The sequence below is a fragment of the Gluconobacter sp. genome, from assembly GCF_047722525.1.
Classification (GTDB): domain Bacteria; phylum Pseudomonadota; class Alphaproteobacteria; order Acetobacterales; family Acetobacteraceae; genus Gluconobacter.
Map to the genome: position 1 here is coordinate 129396 of NZ_JBDNYY010000005.1, position 17096 is coordinate 146491.

A 17096-nucleotide genomic window follows, 5' to 3' on the forward strand; every position below is an offset into this window, starting at 1 on the left:
ACGCCGAATATCGACATTATTCCGCCAGTCTGATAATTCCTGAAAATGGCTGAATATCATCCATTCGGACAACCAAGACGAGACGGAATCATGCAGGATCAACCGGAGTATTGCGGCCTTCTTACGAGATGGGGAACTGTCGTTGTCAGAGGTTCCATTCCTGGAATCATGCAGCATGTCAGACTGGAGACATTAGCCGAAACTGATAACTGCCACCCTTTTTACACGAACCTTCTCCAGATCCACACGGGAGTTGAAGGTTTTGGGCCGTTCGTTCCGTTAAATGAAGCCGGATATTCATTCCTCAAGGCCAGGGATGGCTATCTGACTGCCCATATCGATGGCACTGTCCGCGTTTTTCAGGAACACCGAAATCCTTGGGAACGGCTCCTTCTACTGACGCAGAGTGAAGTCGAAAAACTTCATTTTTTTGTGACACACGAATGGATTGACGAAACCGGCAGAAAAATCAGACCGTCTGACATGAAAATTCTGGAAGACTTCCAGATCCAGGTCGGTGACAATATTTTCAGTATTTCTGAAAACTTTACTTCGCATTGTGGAAATCCTGTTAGCAGAACACGGGAAGGCTATCTCGCCGAGATTGTTCTATGGGGTGATCTATGGATGCCCCACCGCTTCAAGCTTTACCGTCCGTTGGTCTATTTCTGCGCTTTCGGGAAGTTCTGCCTGGACACCCTGGAAGTAAGCCTGGCGTCACTTGCCGAATTCGGGAAATACAGCGGAGATATCCTGATCGTTACTGATCTGGAAGAACAGGTTCTGCGAACACAATGTCCTTCGACAGAGCTTTTCACATGTCACGTCTGGAATCTTCATGGACAAGCCAATCTGGACTTTTACGCGGCCCGCTTCCGAATTACGGAATGGAAACCACTCTACCAGTTCAGCCCTTTGCTCTACATGGATACTGATATCGTCGTAGACAATGAAATCAACAAAACTTTCGAGACGATATTTAAAAGCAAATCCATTTCAGCACAAATGGAAGCTTTCTCCAAATTACAGGAAAGCCCCTCTGTTGGGGCCGAATTATTCGAAATGGACCCCCGGAGCAAAGCATATGACCTTGATAGCCCCGGATTTAATTCCGGGATAATCTCGATTCCCCGCATTGAAGACTTCGATTTCATTTTGAAAATCATTCACTCATGCATCTATCGTTTTTCAGAAAAAATGCAGGACAGAAGAAGCCTCAGCCATTTTGATCAGAGCATTGCCAATTATGTCGGCATACTCACACACTCAGTTGACCTGACATTTCTGACAGAAAAGATTTCCTACTACTGGAACCATGCCATCAGAATGAATGACCTCCACATGTCAGAACGACCGCAGATGCAGTACACGGGGTTCGTCCATTTCTGGGGTACGGGTGATCGAACATCTGCCATGTTGGCTTATATGCAGTCGATACGTGACCAGACACCATTTGAGGGATGGTCCCCAAATGATCCGGAAAAGACCGACTGACCGGAACTTCCATTGTCAGGTGGCCTGAGCCAGAATATTCCTGAAGACGTCGATCTGCATATCAGGCCGCAGCACCTTGCACTGGCTTGCGGACCCGTGACCGTAACTGGCCCAGCACGAGGCAATCCCGGCATTGCGGGCGAACTGGAGATCTGCGGCCGTATCACCGACCATCAGGAAATCCGAGCGCGGCTGTTTCGGGAAAAGCGGCAGGACACGCTCTTCCATGACACGCGGATCCGGTTTGTGCGGAAAGTCCGGCTCCGAGGCGATGACGCCAGTGAAAAAGGATGTCAGGCCAAACCGCGCAATGCTCGCACAGACCGTGGGTGCGTGTTTATTGCTGAGAATGGCAAGGGTTTTTCCCTGTTCCTTCAGCGCGGCAAGGGTCTCCACGACGCCGTCGAACAGGACGGTCTCTTCCACGTCGGCCGCCGGATAGAACGCACGGTAATGACGCACGAAAGTCGCAGCATCATGGGCATCGCTGTCAGGAACGATGGCCTGGAACAGGGTCTGGAGCGTCCCGCCACGGGTAAGTTCCTGCCTGAGAACCTCCGCAGACGGGGCGGCAATCCCGCTGGCGCCGAAAGCCTCTTTCAGGCTGCGCAGAATGGCCGGCTGCGTTTCCGCCAGCGTGCCGTCATAATCGAGAAGAAGGATCGGAAAGCGTGTCATGCCTTCTTCTCCCCCGCCCTGACCCGGAAATCCACCCCTCTGCCCGCAATAACCGCGTCTCTTACGGCCGGGGAGCCGTCAGAAGCGCCCGGACCCCTGGCAGGATCGCAATCAGCAGTCCCCCCGGCGGCTGCGCGCTGTGCCGGGCCGCCAGCATGCTGACGGAGTTTTCAAAAGCCTGTTCCTGATCCTGAAGCAGCCGGTTCGCATCCAGCCGCCAGGCCGAACCCTCCCGCCCGTCGAGGGCATTCAGCCCCGCCCGCGACAGCAGCCCCACCGCATGGGACACGGGGACGACGTCCTCAAGAACAGGCACCCCCTTCGCACTGGCCACGAACGCCGCGTCATTCCCGGCCCAGCGCTGGAGCATCTGCCGCAGGGGAGCCGCCAACCCGGCTTCGCCCTGCACATAGCGCCGGGCCATTGCATTGAACCGCATGGCCGCGAACGCATCCGGATCGGCTACCGCGACGGGCGCAGACAGCATCGCCTCACCCTTCGATACCGCAAGATGATTGAGCGCATAATTGCGGACCGGAACCGTCACCTCCGTCAGAATCTTCAGAGGCCCCGAACGTCCTGGCGCCATCGCCTCGCGCATGGCCTCCTGATGCTGTGACGCCTGCAGTCCCGTCGCCTCAAGTTCGGTCATCACGCCCGGCAGACGCCGCTCCAGATCAGGTACGTCCCGGACGGACTGCGCGGACCAGAACCGCTCGGCCAGTGCCGCCATCCGGGGCCACAGACGCGCCTCCAGCATCGGCTCTGACACCATTTCCGCCCAGAGCGCCCCTTCTGCCCCCATGACCAGCGCCTTCTGCCCCTCATCGAGGGGGGCGGCATGCTCATCCAGGGTAAAAGGCACGAAAAAATCAGGATTTTTCGGCGGATATTTCGCAAGCTGGTCCGCCGTCAGGCCATCAGCCTTGGTATCGAACGGATCGACCGCATAATGCGTGGCGGACGGACGCAGCAGATCCAGATAATACCCCGCAGACACCACAACCGGATGCCCGGCCCGCGTTGCGGAACCGGTCCATTTCGACGCACGCCAGGGTTCGACAACGACATTCTTCGGGATCGGCGCCTCGCTGACCTCATCCCACCCCATCATGACATGCCCCTGCGCAGCAAGGATCTTCGCGACCTCTCCCGTAAAGGCCGCCTGAAGCGCAGCCGCCGTCTCGAAGCCATGCGCTTTCATATAAGCCGCGATGGCCGGATTTTTCGTCCACTGGGAGGCCACGACCTCATCGCCCCCGGTATGAACATACCGGTCCGGAAACAGGCCGCCCATTTCCCCGTACAGCACCCGCACCAACCGCAGCGTCTGTGGGTTGGTCGGGTCCAGCGCGGCGTTGTTGAGGTTCTCCCCTTTGATTCCCGCATCCGGCACAGGCTGGGCCGCCAGTTCCGGATAGGCCCGCACGATCGCCAGCGCATGACCCGGCACATCGATTTCCGGTACGATCCGGATACCCCGGTCCGCCGCATAGGCCACGACCTCGCGGATCTGTGCCTGCGTGTAATACTGGCCGTGCGACCCCACGTCCTGAAGCTTCGGGAACATCCGGCTCTCGACGCGGAACCCCGTGCCATCACTCAGATGCCAGTGCAGGACATTGAGCTTGACCAGTTCCATCGCATCAAGCTGCCGCTCCACCGTCTCGACCGTATCGAAATGCCGCGACACGTCCAGCAGCAGCCCACGCCAGGCAAAACGCGGCGCATCGTCGATATGGATCCGCTCGACCACAGCCCCTTCCGGAGCAGCACGGACAAGCTGAAGCAGCGTTGCCAGACCATGGATCACACCGGCGGGGCCGTCCGCCTCAAGACGCCCGCCCGTGGCGGCGGTCGTCAGGGCGTAATGCTCCTTTTCATCCACGCTCAGATACGCGCGGTCCTGCCCTGCGGAGACATGCAGCACATAAGGCGCTCCCTGCCCCGCGGACCCGGCAATGGCGGTCAGACGTGTCGTAAACCGTGCCGCTGCCCGCAACAGCAGAGGCGACGGCCGTGTATCCCACACGATCTGAATGCCGCCCCCGACGGGCGCCACGCCATTGGACACCGACACGCTCTGCGGTACCGGCAGCAGGCTTTCCTCAGCCCAGGCGGGGCAGACACTGCCCGACACAAGGACCGCCCCCACCACGAGAACACGACGAAAGGCACTCAGGCGCCGATACGGGGCTGTCTGCATCATACGAAAAAACGATCCTTGTCCGGATTTCAGGGCGTGTCGGAAGCAGGAGGCAGGGCATCGAGCATCCGCTGGGCATCCCCGGCAGACAGCGCGATCCCATAGAAATCATGATAGAAAGAGCGGATCGACCGGATCATCGCCGGGACATCCACCTGACCGGTCTGAACGATCTGCCGCGCCCAGATCACCTGAAGCAGAAGCTCCGGTCCGTACCGGTCCCACGGGAACAGTCCCGTCGGATTGCGATAGACCCGCCCCGTCTGCACGGCCCTGATCTTCGACCAGAGGGAGTCCTTCCCCAGCGTCGCCGGATCGCCCGCATTGGCACCAATGATGAGAATATCCGGGTTCCACGCCAGAACCTGCTCGATGGACACTGGCTGCTTGTTGCCATGGATGCCCTTCGCCGCGTTCTGACCGCCCGCACTGCGGATCCACTGGTCGATGATGGTGTCATCGCCATCGACGCGCAGGGGTTTGAGGGATTCGACATGCAGCACACGCGGCCCCTGCGGATTGGTCGGGACCTGCGAGATCACCTGAAGGAACGTTGTCCGGTAAGCCTGCGCACGCTTTGCAGCCAGCGACGTCTGAAGCAGCGTCGCGGTCCCGTCCACACAGTCGAGCATCGCGTCGAAACGGTTGAATCCTTCCGGTGCGACATTCAGCCCTGCCCGTGTCAGCGCGTCGGCGGCATGGCCCGACTCCGTTACGAACACCAGATCCGGATGCAGCGCCAGAAGCTCTTCGGTATTGAGGTTTCCCGGATCCAGCGTCTCCGCCTTCGCCAGTGACGGCACCAGCCGGAACATCCAGGGCAGCATGGCCGCCCGTGCGACCGTTCCCACGATCCGGTCCTGCGCGCCCAGCATGATGAGCGTCGCATTATGCGCGTACCACCCTTCCACGATCCGCTCGGGAGGGGCCGCATGCACAGCATTCCCCGGAAGCGCCACGGCCAGAGCTGTCCCCAGCAGCGCCAGACGGGTCAGAGCCGGAAGCCGCTTCAAGATCCGTGACTGTTTCATTCCTCGTCCCTCCCGTGATGGAAAAAGCGGTTTCCGGCATGGTCCATCTGTCGCAGAGGCACCCCGTAAAGCGCTGACATCCGTTGCGCCGTCACAACGTCCTGCGGCGGCCCGTCCGCTTCAATCCGCCCATGATCGAGGATCAGGACCCGGCTGGCGCGGACATACAGTTCCTCCGGCCGGTGCGAGGTGAGCATAACAAGCCGCCCTTCCCGCGCAAGATCATCCAGCAGCGCAACGAGCCGGATCTGATGTCCGTAATCCAGCCCGCCCATCGGTTCGTCCAGCAGCAGTCCCCGCGCATCCTGTGCAATCGCCCGTGCCAGCACCACACGCTGGCGCTCCCCGCCAGAGAGTTCCGTGACCGGCCGCTCCGCCAGCCCTTCCAGCCCCATCCGCTCCAGCGCCGCCGCCACGGCCTTCCGATCCTCCGCCCCAAGGCGTCCCGTCAGCCCCGCATAAGGCACACGCCCAAGCTCCACCATCCGACGCACGCTATAGGGAAAAGCCGTCACATGACTCTGCGGCACATAGGCCAAACGCCGCGCAATCGCCGGAGCCGACCACTCCCGCAGGGGGTGCCCGTCCAGAAAGACCGCCCCATCCGTCGGGGCCACAAACCCCATCAGAAGCCGCAGCAGCGTGCTCTTACCCGCCCCGTTCAGCCCGAGCAGACCGACAAGTTCCCCCTGTTCCAGCGAAAGGTCGATACCGTCCAGAACCGGCTGCGCCCGTCCGGGCCGGCAGAAGGTCAGCCCCCTGCAGCACAGGAATGTCATCCCACCCCCCTCCACAGACGCCGCAGCAACAGCACAAACGCCAGCGCCCCGAAAAGCTGCGTGACGATCCCCAGCGGAACTTCCCCCGTCGTCAGACTGCGCGCACAGGTATCGGCCAGCACCAGCCCCCCGGCCCCCAGAAGTGCACAGACCGGCATCATGTTCCGATGCTCCGCCCCGACCAGAAGCCGCGCCACATGCGGCACCAGAAGCCCGATCCAGCCGATGATCCCCGCCATGGAGATCGTCATCGCGCAGGCCAGCGTCGCGAGCACGATCAGCATGGGCCGCATGACCCGCACCGAAACCCCCAGACTGCGCGCCTCGTCATCCCCGAGCGACAGCACATCCAGAACCGGCGCGCACAGAACAAGCGCCACCGTCAGGAGGATCAGCGGCCCCGACATCCAGCCCAGTTCCTGCCATCCGCTGGGGGCCAGACTGCCCAGAAGCCAGTTCACGATGGCCGGAAGCTGGTCCATCGGATCCGCCAGATATTTCACCAGGGACAGCAGCGCCGTAAAAACCGCATTGCCGATCAGGCCCCCCAGCAGCAGCGGCAGGATCCCGCCCCCCGGCACCGTCCTTCCCACGAGCAGACCAAAGCCGACCGCCAGCAGGCCCCCTCCGAAAGCACCAAGCTGCACCACGACTGCCGATCCGCCACTGACAATATTGAGCGCCGCCCCGAATGCCGCCCCGCTCAGAACTCCCAGCAGATCGGGCGAGACCAGCGGATTGCGGAATACCGCCTGATAGGTCGCGCCCCCGCAGGACAGCGCACTCCCGACCAGAAGGGCCGCCACGATCCGGGGCAGACGCGCCTGCATGACGACAACCTGCGCCACGGGATCATTGACGGAGGACAGATGCAGCAGAGACCCGAACACGGCCATCACACGCAGTGGAGACAGCGGATACCGCCCTAGACAGAGCGCGCACAGGACGCTCAGAACAACGCCCGCCAATGCAAGGAACCAGATCAGGGCAGGACGGGCAGAAATGATGGTTCCTCTCGGCAGTACGGCAGCAGAAGCCGCCACGAGGGAACCATAAGCCATGCCCATCGCCCCCGCCAGAACCCCGCCTGCCACGGACGAAGCAGCCCCAGGTTCAGAAGCGGCGCTGGAAGTCCGTTACAAGCATAGGTTATTTTTGGCACCCGGTGCCATGATATTCATCTGGAACATACTTGGCCTTCGCAGGAATGTAACAGCGTCCCGGGCCGCGGCATTAATATCCTTTTCATAACCGTACAAAGTCCAGGGCCCGAAATACTGAAATCCGGACTGGATTGTTCCCTATTTTACGGCCCGATATCCGGAAAACTGTGATATTTTCATGACGGTCATTGCATTTATTTTAAGAAACACACGGTTTTGAGATAACGCAATCTTTCCTTTCCGGCCTCCGTGCCCTAGGTTGCACGCAACAGCCGCTCTTTTGTGGCAAATGATTTCTATACTGCCGGGACAGTTCAAGCATGCTCAAACGGATAGCTGCCGCCGTCATTGGCCTTGGCGCAGTGGGAGGCATCGGCTTTCTTGCCTATGCCTGGTACCCTGCCATCGCTCCAATTCCGCGGCCAGCCGCATCGTCATTCTCCGCCGATGCCATTCGCCGGGGCGCCATCGTGGCGGCCGGTGGATACTGTGCGGAATGTCATACCCGCGTGGATGGCACCCCCGGCCCCGAACTGGCCGGCGACTTCAAGATGGCCACCCCCTTCGGTGACATCTTCTCCTCCAACATCACGCCGGACGAACAGTGGGGAATCGGCAACTGGTCCCTCGCCGCGTTCAAGCGCGCCATGAACAAGGGCATCGCCCGCGATGGCTCGCAGCTCTACCCGGCGTTCCCGTTCGACCACTTCACGAAGGTCAACGATCAGGACGTATCGGACCTGTACGCCTATCTGATGACGCAGCCGGCCGTGCATCTGAAGCCGCGTGACAACACGGTCCCCTTCCCGATCAACATCCGTCTGACCGGTCAGGGCTTCTGGAAACTGCTGTTCTTCACGCCGGGCCGCTACCAGAATGACCCGAAGCATGATGCACAGTGGAACCGCGGTGCCTATCTCGCCGAAGGCAACGCGCATTGTGGCGCCTGCCATACGCCGCGTAACCTTCTCGGCGCCGAGAAGGCCAGCAACGCCTATGACGGCGCGGTTATCGACGGCTGGATCGCTCCGCCGCTGAACGAGCACAACCCGACGCCGGTCGTCTGGACCGAGGACGAACTGTTCCAGTACCTGCGCTTCGGCGTGGCCCCGCTGCATGGTTCGGCCGCTGGCCCGATGTCGCCCGTCCCGCACCGCTTCCTCTCCAAGATCCCAGAGGAAGACGTGCACGCCATCGCGCATTATTATGCTGACGTGGACAAGGCGGCCCAGCGCAGTGCTGGCGACCAGGCCGCGATTGGCCGCGCCATGCAGATGTCCGGCCGTGACCTGACGGGTCCGCAGCCGCTCGACGAAGATGCGCGCCTCTATCAGGGTGCCTGTGGCGCCTGCCATTACAATTCCGGCCCGAACCCCGTTCTGGGTCGCCCGGAACTGGCCCTGAACAACGCGCTGTGGCTGGATGAGCCGAACAACCTCTACCAGGTCATGCTGCACGGCATTACCGCGGGAGAAGGTCAGGACCACATCTCGATGCCGAGCTTCTATTCCGGCCTGTCCGATCATGACATGGCCCGCATCGCCGCGTATCTGCGTCGCACACGCACCACGCTGCCCCCCTGGACGGATCTGGAGAAGAAGGCCGCGAGCGCGCGCGCCACGCTCGAAGCTCCGCCCGTCAACGCTTCGCACTGATCCGGGCAGGACTGGGAAAACAGGACATGACCACGAAATTTGAACTCAACGGACAGCCCGTTACGGTCGACGCCCCGGGAGACACCCCCCTGCTCTGGGCCATCCGTGACGACCTGAACCTGACCGGCACCAAGTTCGGCTGCGGCATCGGCGAGTGCGGCGCCTGCACCGTCCATGTCGGCGGCCGCGCCACACGCTCCTGCATCACACCGCTTTCCGCCGTGGAAGGTGCTTCGGTCACGACGATCGAAGGACTGGACCCGGAAGGCAACCACGTCGTGCAGGTCGCCTGGCGTGACCAGCAGGTGCCGCAGTGCGGCTACTGCCAGTCCGGTCAGATCATGCAGGCCGCAAGCCTCCTGAAGGACTATCCGAACCCGACGGACGATGAGATTGACGGTGTGATGGGTGGCAGCCTTTGTCGCTGCATGACCTATATCCGCATCCGCAAGGCCATCAAGGAAGCTGCCTCAAGGCAGCAGGAAGGCGCCAACAATGGCTAAAATCGAACAGATTGCGAAAAAGAGCGACGCCACGCGCCTCTCCCGCCGCAACTTCCTGATGACGGCGGCCGGCACCGGGCTGATGTTCGGTTTCGCCCGCAAGGCCGGCGCCGCCACGACCCTGCCCTCCGCCATGCCGCCGGAAGCCGCGTTCGAGCCCAACATCTGGTGCGCCATCGCCCCCGACGGGTCGATCAACGTCAACATCGTCCGCGCCGAAATGGGTCAGCATGTCGGCACCGCCCTCGCCCGCATCATCGCAGACGAGATGGATGCCGACTGGGACAAGATCAGGATCACGCAGGTGGACACCGCCCCGAAATGGGCCGGCAAGTACGTCACCGGTGGTTCCTGGTCTGTCTGGGACACCTGGGACACCTTCCGTCAGGCTGGCGCCGCAGCACGCAGCGTGATGGTCTCGGAGGGCGCAAAGCTCCTCGGCACCACGCCGGAGCGCTGCACGGTCAGTGAGAGCGTCGTCTCCGCTGGCGGCAGGAGCGTCTCCTTCGGTGACATCGTCGCCCGCGCCAAGCCGACCCGCAGCTTCACGCCCGAAGAGATGGCCAAGCTGCCGCTCAAGCCGACGACCAACCGCCGCCTCATCAGCAAGCAGGTCCCGGCTCTCGACATTCCGGACAAGACGACCGGCAAGGCGATCTACGGCATCGACGTCAAGCTCGACGGCATGGTCTATGGCCGTCCGAAAATGCCGCCGACCCGCTACGCCGCCAAGGTCATCTCCGTGGACGACAGTGCCGCGAAGAAGATCCCCGGCTATGTGCGTTACGTCGTGCTCGACGATCCCTCAGGCATCGTCCCGGGCTGGGTTGTGGCTCTGGCGAAGACCTATCCGGCCGCCATCCGCGCTGCCGATGCCCTGAAGGTCCAGTGGAATCCCGGCCCGACCATCAACGTCTCCGAGGCGGACATCATCGAGCACGGCCGCAAGCTGGCCGCCGACACGAAGAACGGCACCCGCGTCTTCAACGACAAGGGCGTCGATGAAGCCCTGACCATTCATCCGGGTCAGGTCTTCGAGCGCAGCTACACCTGTGCCTCGGTCGCGCATTACCAGCTCGAGCCGGTAAACGCCGTCGCCCGTCACATTGACGGCATGTGGGAAATCCACACCGGCAACCAGTGGCAGTCCCTGATCCTGCCGCAGCTTGCCAAGGCGCTTCAGGTCCCTGAAGAGCAGGTGGTCATGCGCACCTACATGCTCGGCGGCGGCTTCGGACGTCGTCTGAACGGTGACTACTGCATTCCGGCAGCGCTGGCCTCCAAGGCCATCGGCGGCGCACCGGTCAAGCTGATCCTGACCCGCTCCGACGACATGGAACTGGACTCCATCCGCTCGCCGTCCATCCAGACGATCAAGGTCGCGCTCGACAACGACCGCAAGAAGATCGTGGGCATGGACTATGTGGCGGTCGCCGGCTGGCCGACGCAGGTCATGGCTCCGGCGTTCCTCGCCACAGGTGAAGACGGCAAGAAGTACGACCCGTTCGCCATCGCCGGCGCGGATCACTGGTACGAAACCGGCCCGACCCGCGTCCGCGCCGTCAGCAACGATCTGGCCAACGCCACCTTCCGTCCCGGCTGGCTGCGTTCGGTCAGCGCAGGCTGGACGCCCTGGGCGCTGGAATGCTTCCTCGACGAGCTGGCCCATTCCACCAAGCAGGACCCGCTGGCGTTCCGTCTGTCCATGTTCACGGCTGAAGGCCGTAACGCCGGGCAGGCTCCGAACTCCGTGGGCGGCGCCAAGCGTCAGGCTGCCGTGCTTCAGCGTCTGGCCGACAAGATCGGTTACGCCAACAAGCAGCTCCCGGCCGATACCGGCATTGGCATCGCCACCAGCTTCGGTCAGGAACGCGGCATGCCGACCTGGACGGCCGGTGCGGCGCAGGTCCATGTCGATCGCAAGACAGGCGTTGTGACCTGCCAAAAGCTCTGGCTCGTCCTCGACGCCGGCACCATCGTCGATCCGGGCGGCGCGCTCGCCCAGACCGAAGGTGCCGCGCTGTGGGGCTTCAGCATGGCCATGTTCGAGGGCACCGAGATCGTCAACGGCACGATCAAGGACCGCAACCTCAACACCTATACCCCGCTGCGTATCCCCGACGTTCCGGACATCGACATCGAGTTCATCGAGAACACCGAAAAGCCCACGGGCCTCGGTGAGCCGGGTGTGACGGTTGTTGCTCCCGCCATCGGTAACGCAATCTTCAACGCCGTTGGCGTGCGCCTGCGTCACATGCCGATGCGTCCGGCCGACATCCGCCGCGAACTGAAGCAGCATACAAGCTGATCAAGCCCGCACATCCTGAAAAAGGCCGCAGATTCCTCCGGGTCTGCGGCCTTTTTTGTCCCCTGCTCCAGACCCCGAACAGGCGATACGGACAGGATGGGTCTTGCCAAAAACCCCAAAAGTCGTGAGAGACTGACCCGTTCAGCAGGCAGCAGAAGCCGGAACGACGATGCGCCGCCGGAAAAAGGACGAACTGTGAGCTGGTTTTACGAAGAACATGGCACCCGCAAGGGGCCGGTGTCCGCGGACGGCATGAAGGCCCTCGTCACGGAGGGGATCATCGGACACTCCACCCTGTGCTGGACCGAGAGTTTCGGCGGCGAATGGCACCCTGCCGGAAGCTGCGTATTCTGGCCCCCACAGCCTGAAGGCGTTCCCCCGGCTCTCCCCGCCAGCCTGATTTCAAACCGCTGGCTCTGGCTCAGTCTGGTCGGGCCGTTCTTCGGCAGCATGGCTGTGGGAATCCTTCAGGGCTTTGGCCTGATCCCGGATGTTCTCAACAATCTTGGCTCCATGGTCGTGAGTGTCGGCATTTTCTACTGCGCCCTGATCATGGACCGTCGCAGCCTGCTCGCCGCAGGCTTCCGTCCCGGCACGATCCTTTGGATCCTGCTGCCGCCGCTCTATTTCTGGCGTCGCATCCAGATCGTGGGCCACGGTATGCTGCTCTTCTTCCTGTCGATTCTGGTCTTCCTGTGCGAGTTCATCCCCGCCGTCACGAATGGCTGGCACATCATGCCCGACGAAGGCCTCTCAAACTACGTCTCGCGCCGCTACTACGAGTTGTGAGCGCTCAGCAGTACCGGCGATAGAACGCCTCGACCTGACGGGCTGCCGCGTCGATCCGGTAACGTGACATGTCCCACAGGCGGGGCCCCGCCTCTTCCAGACGCCGCAGCCCTGCCATCAGTGACGCAAGACACCCCGGCGCCACCAGACACTCCGGCGCTTCCGCCAGAATATCCGTCATCCCTCCGGCCGCCGTGGCACAGACCGGCAGTCCGGCCTCCATGGCCTCGACCAGTACCAGCCCGAACGCTTCACGACGCGAGGGCACCACAAATGCATCGAACGCCGCTAGCAGATCCGGCATGTCTGTCCGGTAGCCGGTGAAGAGGATTTCCGGGCATCCCTGCGCCGCCCGCTCCAGCTCTGCCCGTTCCGGACCATCTCCGATCAGCACAAGCCGCGTTCCCGGCCGCAGTCCCGCCTGTTTCCATGCCTGGATGAGAAGTTCGAAGTTCTTTTCCTCCACCATCCGCCCCGCCGCTCCGATCACGACGCCCCCGGGCGGAATGTTCCAGTCCCGCCGCATCCGCTCCCGCAGTCCGGCACGCTGTTCGGCCGTCGAACGCGGCGGTATGGTCCAGTTCGGGATCAGGGTGGAGATCTCACGCTGCTTTTCCGGCAGCGCGTCCTGCTGCCAGGAGGCGACGCAGACAAGACCGTCATGAGCGCCATAGCTGCGACCGCGATAGGACGTATGCAGCGTGGCCACGACGGGCACGGCTCCCGCAAGCCCCGCCCGCCGCAGCCAGCCAACCCGGGCGGAGGCACGGCCCAGATGGGTATGCACGATGTCGTAACGTCCGCTACGGAGTTCGGTAGCCAGAGCCGGCAGATAGCCGACCGCTCCCGTCCGCACGACCTTCACATCCGGACAGAGAAATCCGCTGATATCCCCGCCTGTCAGCGGATCGGCCGTCCTGCGGTTGAGGAGCAGCGTGACGTCATGGTCCCGCGCCTGAATGGCGGACAGTTCGGCGAGATGACGCTCTGTCCCCGCAAATTCCCGGGTTGAGAGGCAGTGCAGGATTCTCAATCGGGAAGTCACGCACTGCTTTCCTTCGGAGCGTGGCGAGGGAACCGGACGTCAGGAATTCAGTCGGCCACCCGCACTCCACACGCCTTCGATGATCGGGCCGCTGCGGGTGGACATGCGCTGATAGGGCGGTCGTGGCTGGCAGGCCACAAGGTAGAGGCCGACCGTGAACAGGACCTGCGAAATCGTAGTCAGCTGTGTGACGAGCCAGATGATGCCCGGCGCGCCCATGCCCCGGAAGAACTGGTAGACCAGAAACGCCAGCGACAGCAGCCGCATGGCCCGCAGCAGCGGCCGCAGCGGATTGAGCATTCCTGGTCGCACCAGAGGCGCCGAACGCTTCATGCCGAGGAAGAACGCCAGGCTGATGCACCAGATCAGTGCACTGTCGATCATGTCGCCCAGCGTGGCGCCAAAGAGCAGCATTGGCAGCAGAAGGGACAGGCCATCCAGCATCAGGGCGCCAAGCTGACAGCTCAGCCCCAGATGAAGCGCCGTCAGACGCTCGGGAAGACGGTCCGCCACAGGCTGGAACAGCCGGTCAATCAGCCAGTCATCAACACGGACAATGCGTTCAGATAAAGACATCACAGCGACTTTACCCGGCCCGGCAGCCCTCTGCACATGATTTTTTCTTCATACAGCGGTGAGATACGGCCAGTCCCACCTGCGCTACACCTGCTGGACAGCGACCGGAACAACCGGTTTACTCTTTTGTGAAAATACGTTTCCACCCTGGAAAGTTCTGAACATATGTCCGCACTCTCCCGTCTGTCCCGCCTGTCACTGCTGGCAGCCTCCATGCTGGCGCCCCCGGTGCTGGCGGGGGCCCATGCCGCACCCGCCGTCGCACCCGCGACCAGTGCGGCCCCGGCAACGGTGACGCGGGCTACGCTCTCCAACGGCCTGCGGGTTATCGTGGTGCGCGACACCCTCGCCCCCGTCGTGCAGACCATGCTGAACTACGAGACGGGCTCGGTGAACGCGCCCAAGGGCTTTCCCGGCACGGCCCACGCCCTTGAACACATGATGTTCAACGGCTCGCAGACCCTCTCGCGCGACCAGCTTTCCACCATCAGCGCGCAGCTCGGCAATAACGACAATGCCGACACCACATCCGACGTCACGCAGTATTACTTCAAGGCTCCCGCCAGCGACCTCGACGTCCTGCTGCGGATCGAAGCCGGGCGGATGCGTGGCCTGAACATCACCGAAGCCGAATGGGCGCATGAGAAAGGCGCGATCGAGCAGGAAGTCTCCCGCGACCTCTCCAGCCCGATCTATCGCTACCTCTCGCAGATCCGTGCCGCCCTCTATGCCGGCACGCCGTACGAGCAGGATGCCCTTGGCACCCGCCCGTCCTTCGATGCGACGACCGCGCCCCTGCTGAAGAAATTCTATGACTCCTGGTACGCGCCCAACAATGCCGTGCTGGTCATTACCGGCGACGTAGACCCGCAGGACACGCTGAAAAAGGTCGAAGCCGCTTTCGGCAGCATCCCGGCCTCCACTCTACCGGCTCGTGGCACCGTTTCCCCCACCCCGGCCAAGGCGCAGAGCATCGCGCTCGACACTGACCTGCCAATCGGCCTCGTGACCATGGCATGGCGCATGCCCGGCCAGCGTGACCCCGACTATGCTGCGACCACCCTGCTCGCCGATGCCATCAGCAGCCAGCGCGCCGCCCTGTTCGACCTCGTGCCGTCTGGTAAGGCGCTCGACACCGGCTTCATGTATGACCCCGATGCGCAGGCCGGTCTGGGCGTCGTCTATGCCGGCTTCCCCAAAGGGGCCAACCCGGACGCGCTGCGGACCAGTGTCGCCACGATTATGGAGAATTTCCGTACCCACGGTATCCCGGCTGACCTGATCGAAGCTGCCCGCCGCAAGGAAATCGCCGCACTCGAGTTCAACGCCAACAGCATTTCCGGCCTCGCCGAAAGCTGGTCCCAGGCCGTTGCTATCCAGCACCTGAACGACCCGCAGGACATGCTGGCCGCCTTCCGCAACGTCACCAAGGAACAGGTCGATGCGCTGGCGAAGAAGCTTCTCGATCCCGCGCATGCCATCACCGCAACCCTGACGCCAAGCCCCTCGGGCAAGCCGCTCGGTCAGAAGGGCTTTGGCGGCGCGGAATCCTTCAATACGCCCCCTGCGGGCAAGGTCGCCCTGCCGGACTGGGCGCAACAGGCCCTCGCCCGCCTGACGATCCCGGCCGCGGCTCCGCTGCCCGCTGCCTATACGCTGCCGAACGGCCTGCATCTTCTCGTTCAGCCCGAGCATGTCAGCCATACGGTCGAACTGATCGGCTCCATCCGCCAGAACGCAGACCTCGAACAGCCTGCTGGTCAGGAAGGCGTCGCCGCCGTCACCGAGCAGATGTTCCTCTACGGCAGCAAAACGCATGACCGTCTGGCGCTTGCCCGTGCCCTCGATGACCTCTCGGCAGACGAGCAGGCCGGCCCGTCCTTCTCCCTCAGCACCCTGACGCCGAACTTCGAGAAGGGCCTGGCGCTGCTGGCCGATCATGAGTTGAACCCGGCCTTCCCGGAGAAAGCCTTCCGTGTCACCCAGATGCAGACCGCGCAGGCACAGGCTGGCGAACTCCAGTCCCCGGGCTACCGTTTCGGCCGGGCAGCCCGCAAGGCACTGGTGCCCGCACAGGACCCCACCCTGCGTGAAGCCACGCCCGCCACGATCGGCAAGCTGACCCTTGCTGACGTGCAGGCCTATTACGCCCATGCCTACCGTCCGGATCTGACGACTATCGTCATTGTTGGCGACATCACTCCCGAAGCCGCCAGAGCCGAAGTGGAAAAGGCTTTCGGCGTCTGGAAGGCCACAGGCCCGAAGCCCGCTGTCGATCTGCCCACCATTCCGCTCAGCCGCGCCTCGCAGGCCGTGGTCGCGGATCCGGGCCGCTCGCAGGATGAGGTCAAGCTCGTCGAGACCATCGGCATGAAAGTGACCGACCCCGACCGCCATGCGCTGGCCGTCGGCAACACGATCCTCGGGGACGGCTTCTCCTCGCGCCTGATGCAGGACCTGCGCGTCAAGACGGGCTATGTCTACGGTGCCGGAAGCGGCTTCACCTATTCCCGCACCCGCAGCGGCTTTGGCATCACCTTCGGCGCCGATCCGGACAAGGTCAGCAAAGCCCGCGCACTGGCCGTCAAGGACGTGGAGGACATGCGTAACGCCCCCGTCTCGCAGGAGAGCCTTGATCTCGCCAAGGCGTCGCTGCTGCGCAGCCAGCCCATGTCCCGCGCCAGCTTCAGCGCGCTGGCCGGAAGCTATCTGTCCCTGATCGCGCTGGACCTCCCGCTCGACAGCCCGGCGAAAGCCGCGCAGGCGATCTACGACATGAAGCCGCAGCAGGTTCAGGCCGCCTTCCGCAAATGGGTCCGCCCGACCGATCTGGCCCAGATCGTCATGGGTCCCCAGCCGAACTGACCTT

Annotated in this window: 13 protein-coding genes; 6 read left to right on the plus strand and 7 right to left on the minus strand. The window is 62.7% G+C overall.

What is annotated here, in order from left to right:
• Positions 1-45 precede the first annotated feature (45 nt).
• Positions 46-1494, plus strand: coding sequence for a glycosyltransferase (locus ABF859_RS06700; protein ID WP_415527004.1), 1449 nt, complete (start codon positions 46-48; stop codon positions 1492-1494).
• Between the two features lie 15 nt (positions 1495-1509).
• Here ABF859_RS06700 and ABF859_RS06705 read toward each other — a convergent pair whose 3' ends face one another.
• The 5 genes from ABF859_RS06705 to ABF859_RS06725 all read right to left on the minus strand — a co-directional run bounded on the left by ABF859_RS06705 (position 1510) and on the right by ABF859_RS06725 (position 7249).
• A complete protein-coding gene (locus ABF859_RS06705; protein WP_415527005.1) occupies positions 1510-2172 on the minus strand; it encodes an HAD family hydrolase in 663 nt (220 codons plus the stop codon).
• A 61-nt stretch (positions 2173-2233) separates the two neighbouring features.
• On the minus strand, positions 2234-4381 hold the full coding sequence (locus ABF859_RS06710) for a family 20 glycosylhydrolase (RefSeq protein WP_415527006.1): 2148 nt from the start codon (positions 4379-4381) through the stop codon (positions 2234-2236).
• Positions 4382-4407: 26 nt separating this feature from the next.
• Positions 4408-5409 carry an ABC transporter substrate-binding protein gene (locus tag ABF859_RS06715; protein ID WP_415527007.1) on the minus strand — a complete coding sequence of 334 codons (1002 nt, stop codon included), beginning with the start codon at positions 5407-5409 and terminating at the stop codon, positions 4408-4410.
• Positions 5406-6188, minus strand: coding sequence for an ABC transporter ATP-binding protein (locus ABF859_RS06720; protein ID WP_415527008.1), 783 nt, complete (start codon positions 6186-6188; stop codon positions 5406-5408). Before ABF859_RS06720 ends, ABF859_RS06715 begins: the two co-directional genes overlap by 4 nt.
• Entirely contained in the window at positions 6185-7249 is a 1065-nt protein-coding gene (locus ABF859_RS06725) for a FecCD family ABC transporter permease (protein WP_415527009.1), read from the minus strand. Before ABF859_RS06725 ends, ABF859_RS06720 begins: the two co-directional genes overlap by 4 nt.
• A gap of 422 nt (positions 7250-7671) precedes the next feature.
• Here ABF859_RS06725 and ABF859_RS06730 point away from each other — a divergent pair, with 422 nt between their 5' ends.
• From ABF859_RS06730 to ABF859_RS06745, 4 genes are all read left to right on the plus strand, one after another.
• The gene (locus tag ABF859_RS06730; protein WP_415527010.1) at positions 7672-9006 is read left to right on the plus strand and encodes a c-type cytochrome; all 1335 of its coding nucleotides are present in this window, start codon (positions 7672-7674) and stop codon (positions 9004-9006) included.
• Positions 9007-9032: 26 nt separating this feature from the next.
• Entirely contained in the window at positions 9033-9509 is a 477-nt protein-coding gene (locus ABF859_RS06735; protein WP_415527011.1) for a (2Fe-2S)-binding protein, read from the plus strand.
• Positions 9502-11817: a molybdopterin cofactor-binding domain-containing protein gene (locus tag ABF859_RS06740; protein ID WP_415527012.1), complete on the plus strand. Its 2316-nt coding sequence runs from the start codon at positions 9502-9504 to the stop codon at positions 11815-11817. Before ABF859_RS06735 ends, ABF859_RS06740 begins: the two co-directional genes overlap by 8 nt.
• A gap of 195 nt (positions 11818-12012) precedes the next feature.
• Positions 12013-12606, plus strand: a complete 594-nt coding sequence (locus tag ABF859_RS06745) for a DUF4339 domain-containing protein (protein WP_415527013.1) — start codon at positions 12013-12015, stop codon at positions 12604-12606.
• Positions 12607-12610: 4 nt separating this feature from the next.
• Here the strand turns inward: ABF859_RS06745 and ABF859_RS06750 are convergent, their stop codons facing one another.
• Positions 12611-13651: a glycosyltransferase gene (locus tag ABF859_RS06750; RefSeq protein WP_415527014.1), complete on the minus strand. Its 1041-nt coding sequence runs from the start codon at positions 13649-13651 to the stop codon at positions 12611-12613.
• A gap of 39 nt (positions 13652-13690) precedes the next feature.
• Complete coding sequence (locus tag ABF859_RS06755; RefSeq protein WP_415527015.1) at positions 13691-14227, minus strand: hypothetical protein; 537 nt, start codon at positions 14225-14227, stop codon at positions 13691-13693.
• Positions 14228-14392: 165 nt separating this feature from the next.
• Between ABF859_RS06755 and ABF859_RS06760 the strand changes: the two genes are divergently transcribed.
• A complete protein-coding gene (locus tag ABF859_RS06760; protein ID WP_415527016.1) occupies positions 14393-17092 on the plus strand; it encodes a M16 family metallopeptidase in 2700 nt (899 codons plus the stop codon).
• Positions 17093-17096 lie beyond the last annotated feature (4 nt).

Coding starts and splice junctions, on each gene's coding strand:
- ABF859_RS06700 (WP_415527004.1), top strand. CDS start 46: ATGGCTGAATATCATCCATTCGGACAACCAAGACGAGACGGAATCATG.
- ABF859_RS06705 (WP_415527005.1), bottom strand. CDS start 2,172: ATGACACGCTTTCCGATCCTTCTTCTCGATTATGACGGCACGCTGGCG.
- ABF859_RS06710 (WP_415527006.1), bottom strand. CDS start 4,381: ATGATGCAGACAGCCCCGTATCGGCGCCTGAGTGCCTTTCGTCGTGTT.
- ABF859_RS06715 (WP_415527007.1), bottom strand. CDS start 5,409: ATGAAACAGTCACGGATCTTGAAGCGGCTTCCGGCTCTGACCCGTCTG.
- ABF859_RS06720 (WP_415527008.1), bottom strand. CDS start 6,188: ATGACATTCCTGTGCTGCAGGGGGCTGACCTTCTGCCGGCCCGGACGG.
- ABF859_RS06725 (WP_415527009.1), bottom strand. CDS start 7,249: ATGGCTTATGGTTCCCTCGTGGCGGCTTCTGCTGCCGTACTGCCGAGA.
- ABF859_RS06730 (WP_415527010.1), top strand. CDS start 7,672: ATGCTCAAACGGATAGCTGCCGCCGTCATTGGCCTTGGCGCAGTGGGA.
- ABF859_RS06735 (WP_415527011.1), top strand. CDS start 9,033: ATGACCACGAAATTTGAACTCAACGGACAGCCCGTTACGGTCGACGCC.
- ABF859_RS06740 (WP_415527012.1), top strand. CDS start 9,502: ATGGCTAAAATCGAACAGATTGCGAAAAAGAGCGACGCCACGCGCCTC.
- ABF859_RS06755 (WP_415527015.1), bottom strand. CDS start 14,227: ATGTCTTTATCTGAACGCATTGTCCGTGTTGATGACTGGCTGATTGAC.
- ABF859_RS06760 (WP_415527016.1), top strand. CDS start 14,393: ATGTCCGCACTCTCCCGTCTGTCCCGCCTGTCACTGCTGGCAGCCTCC.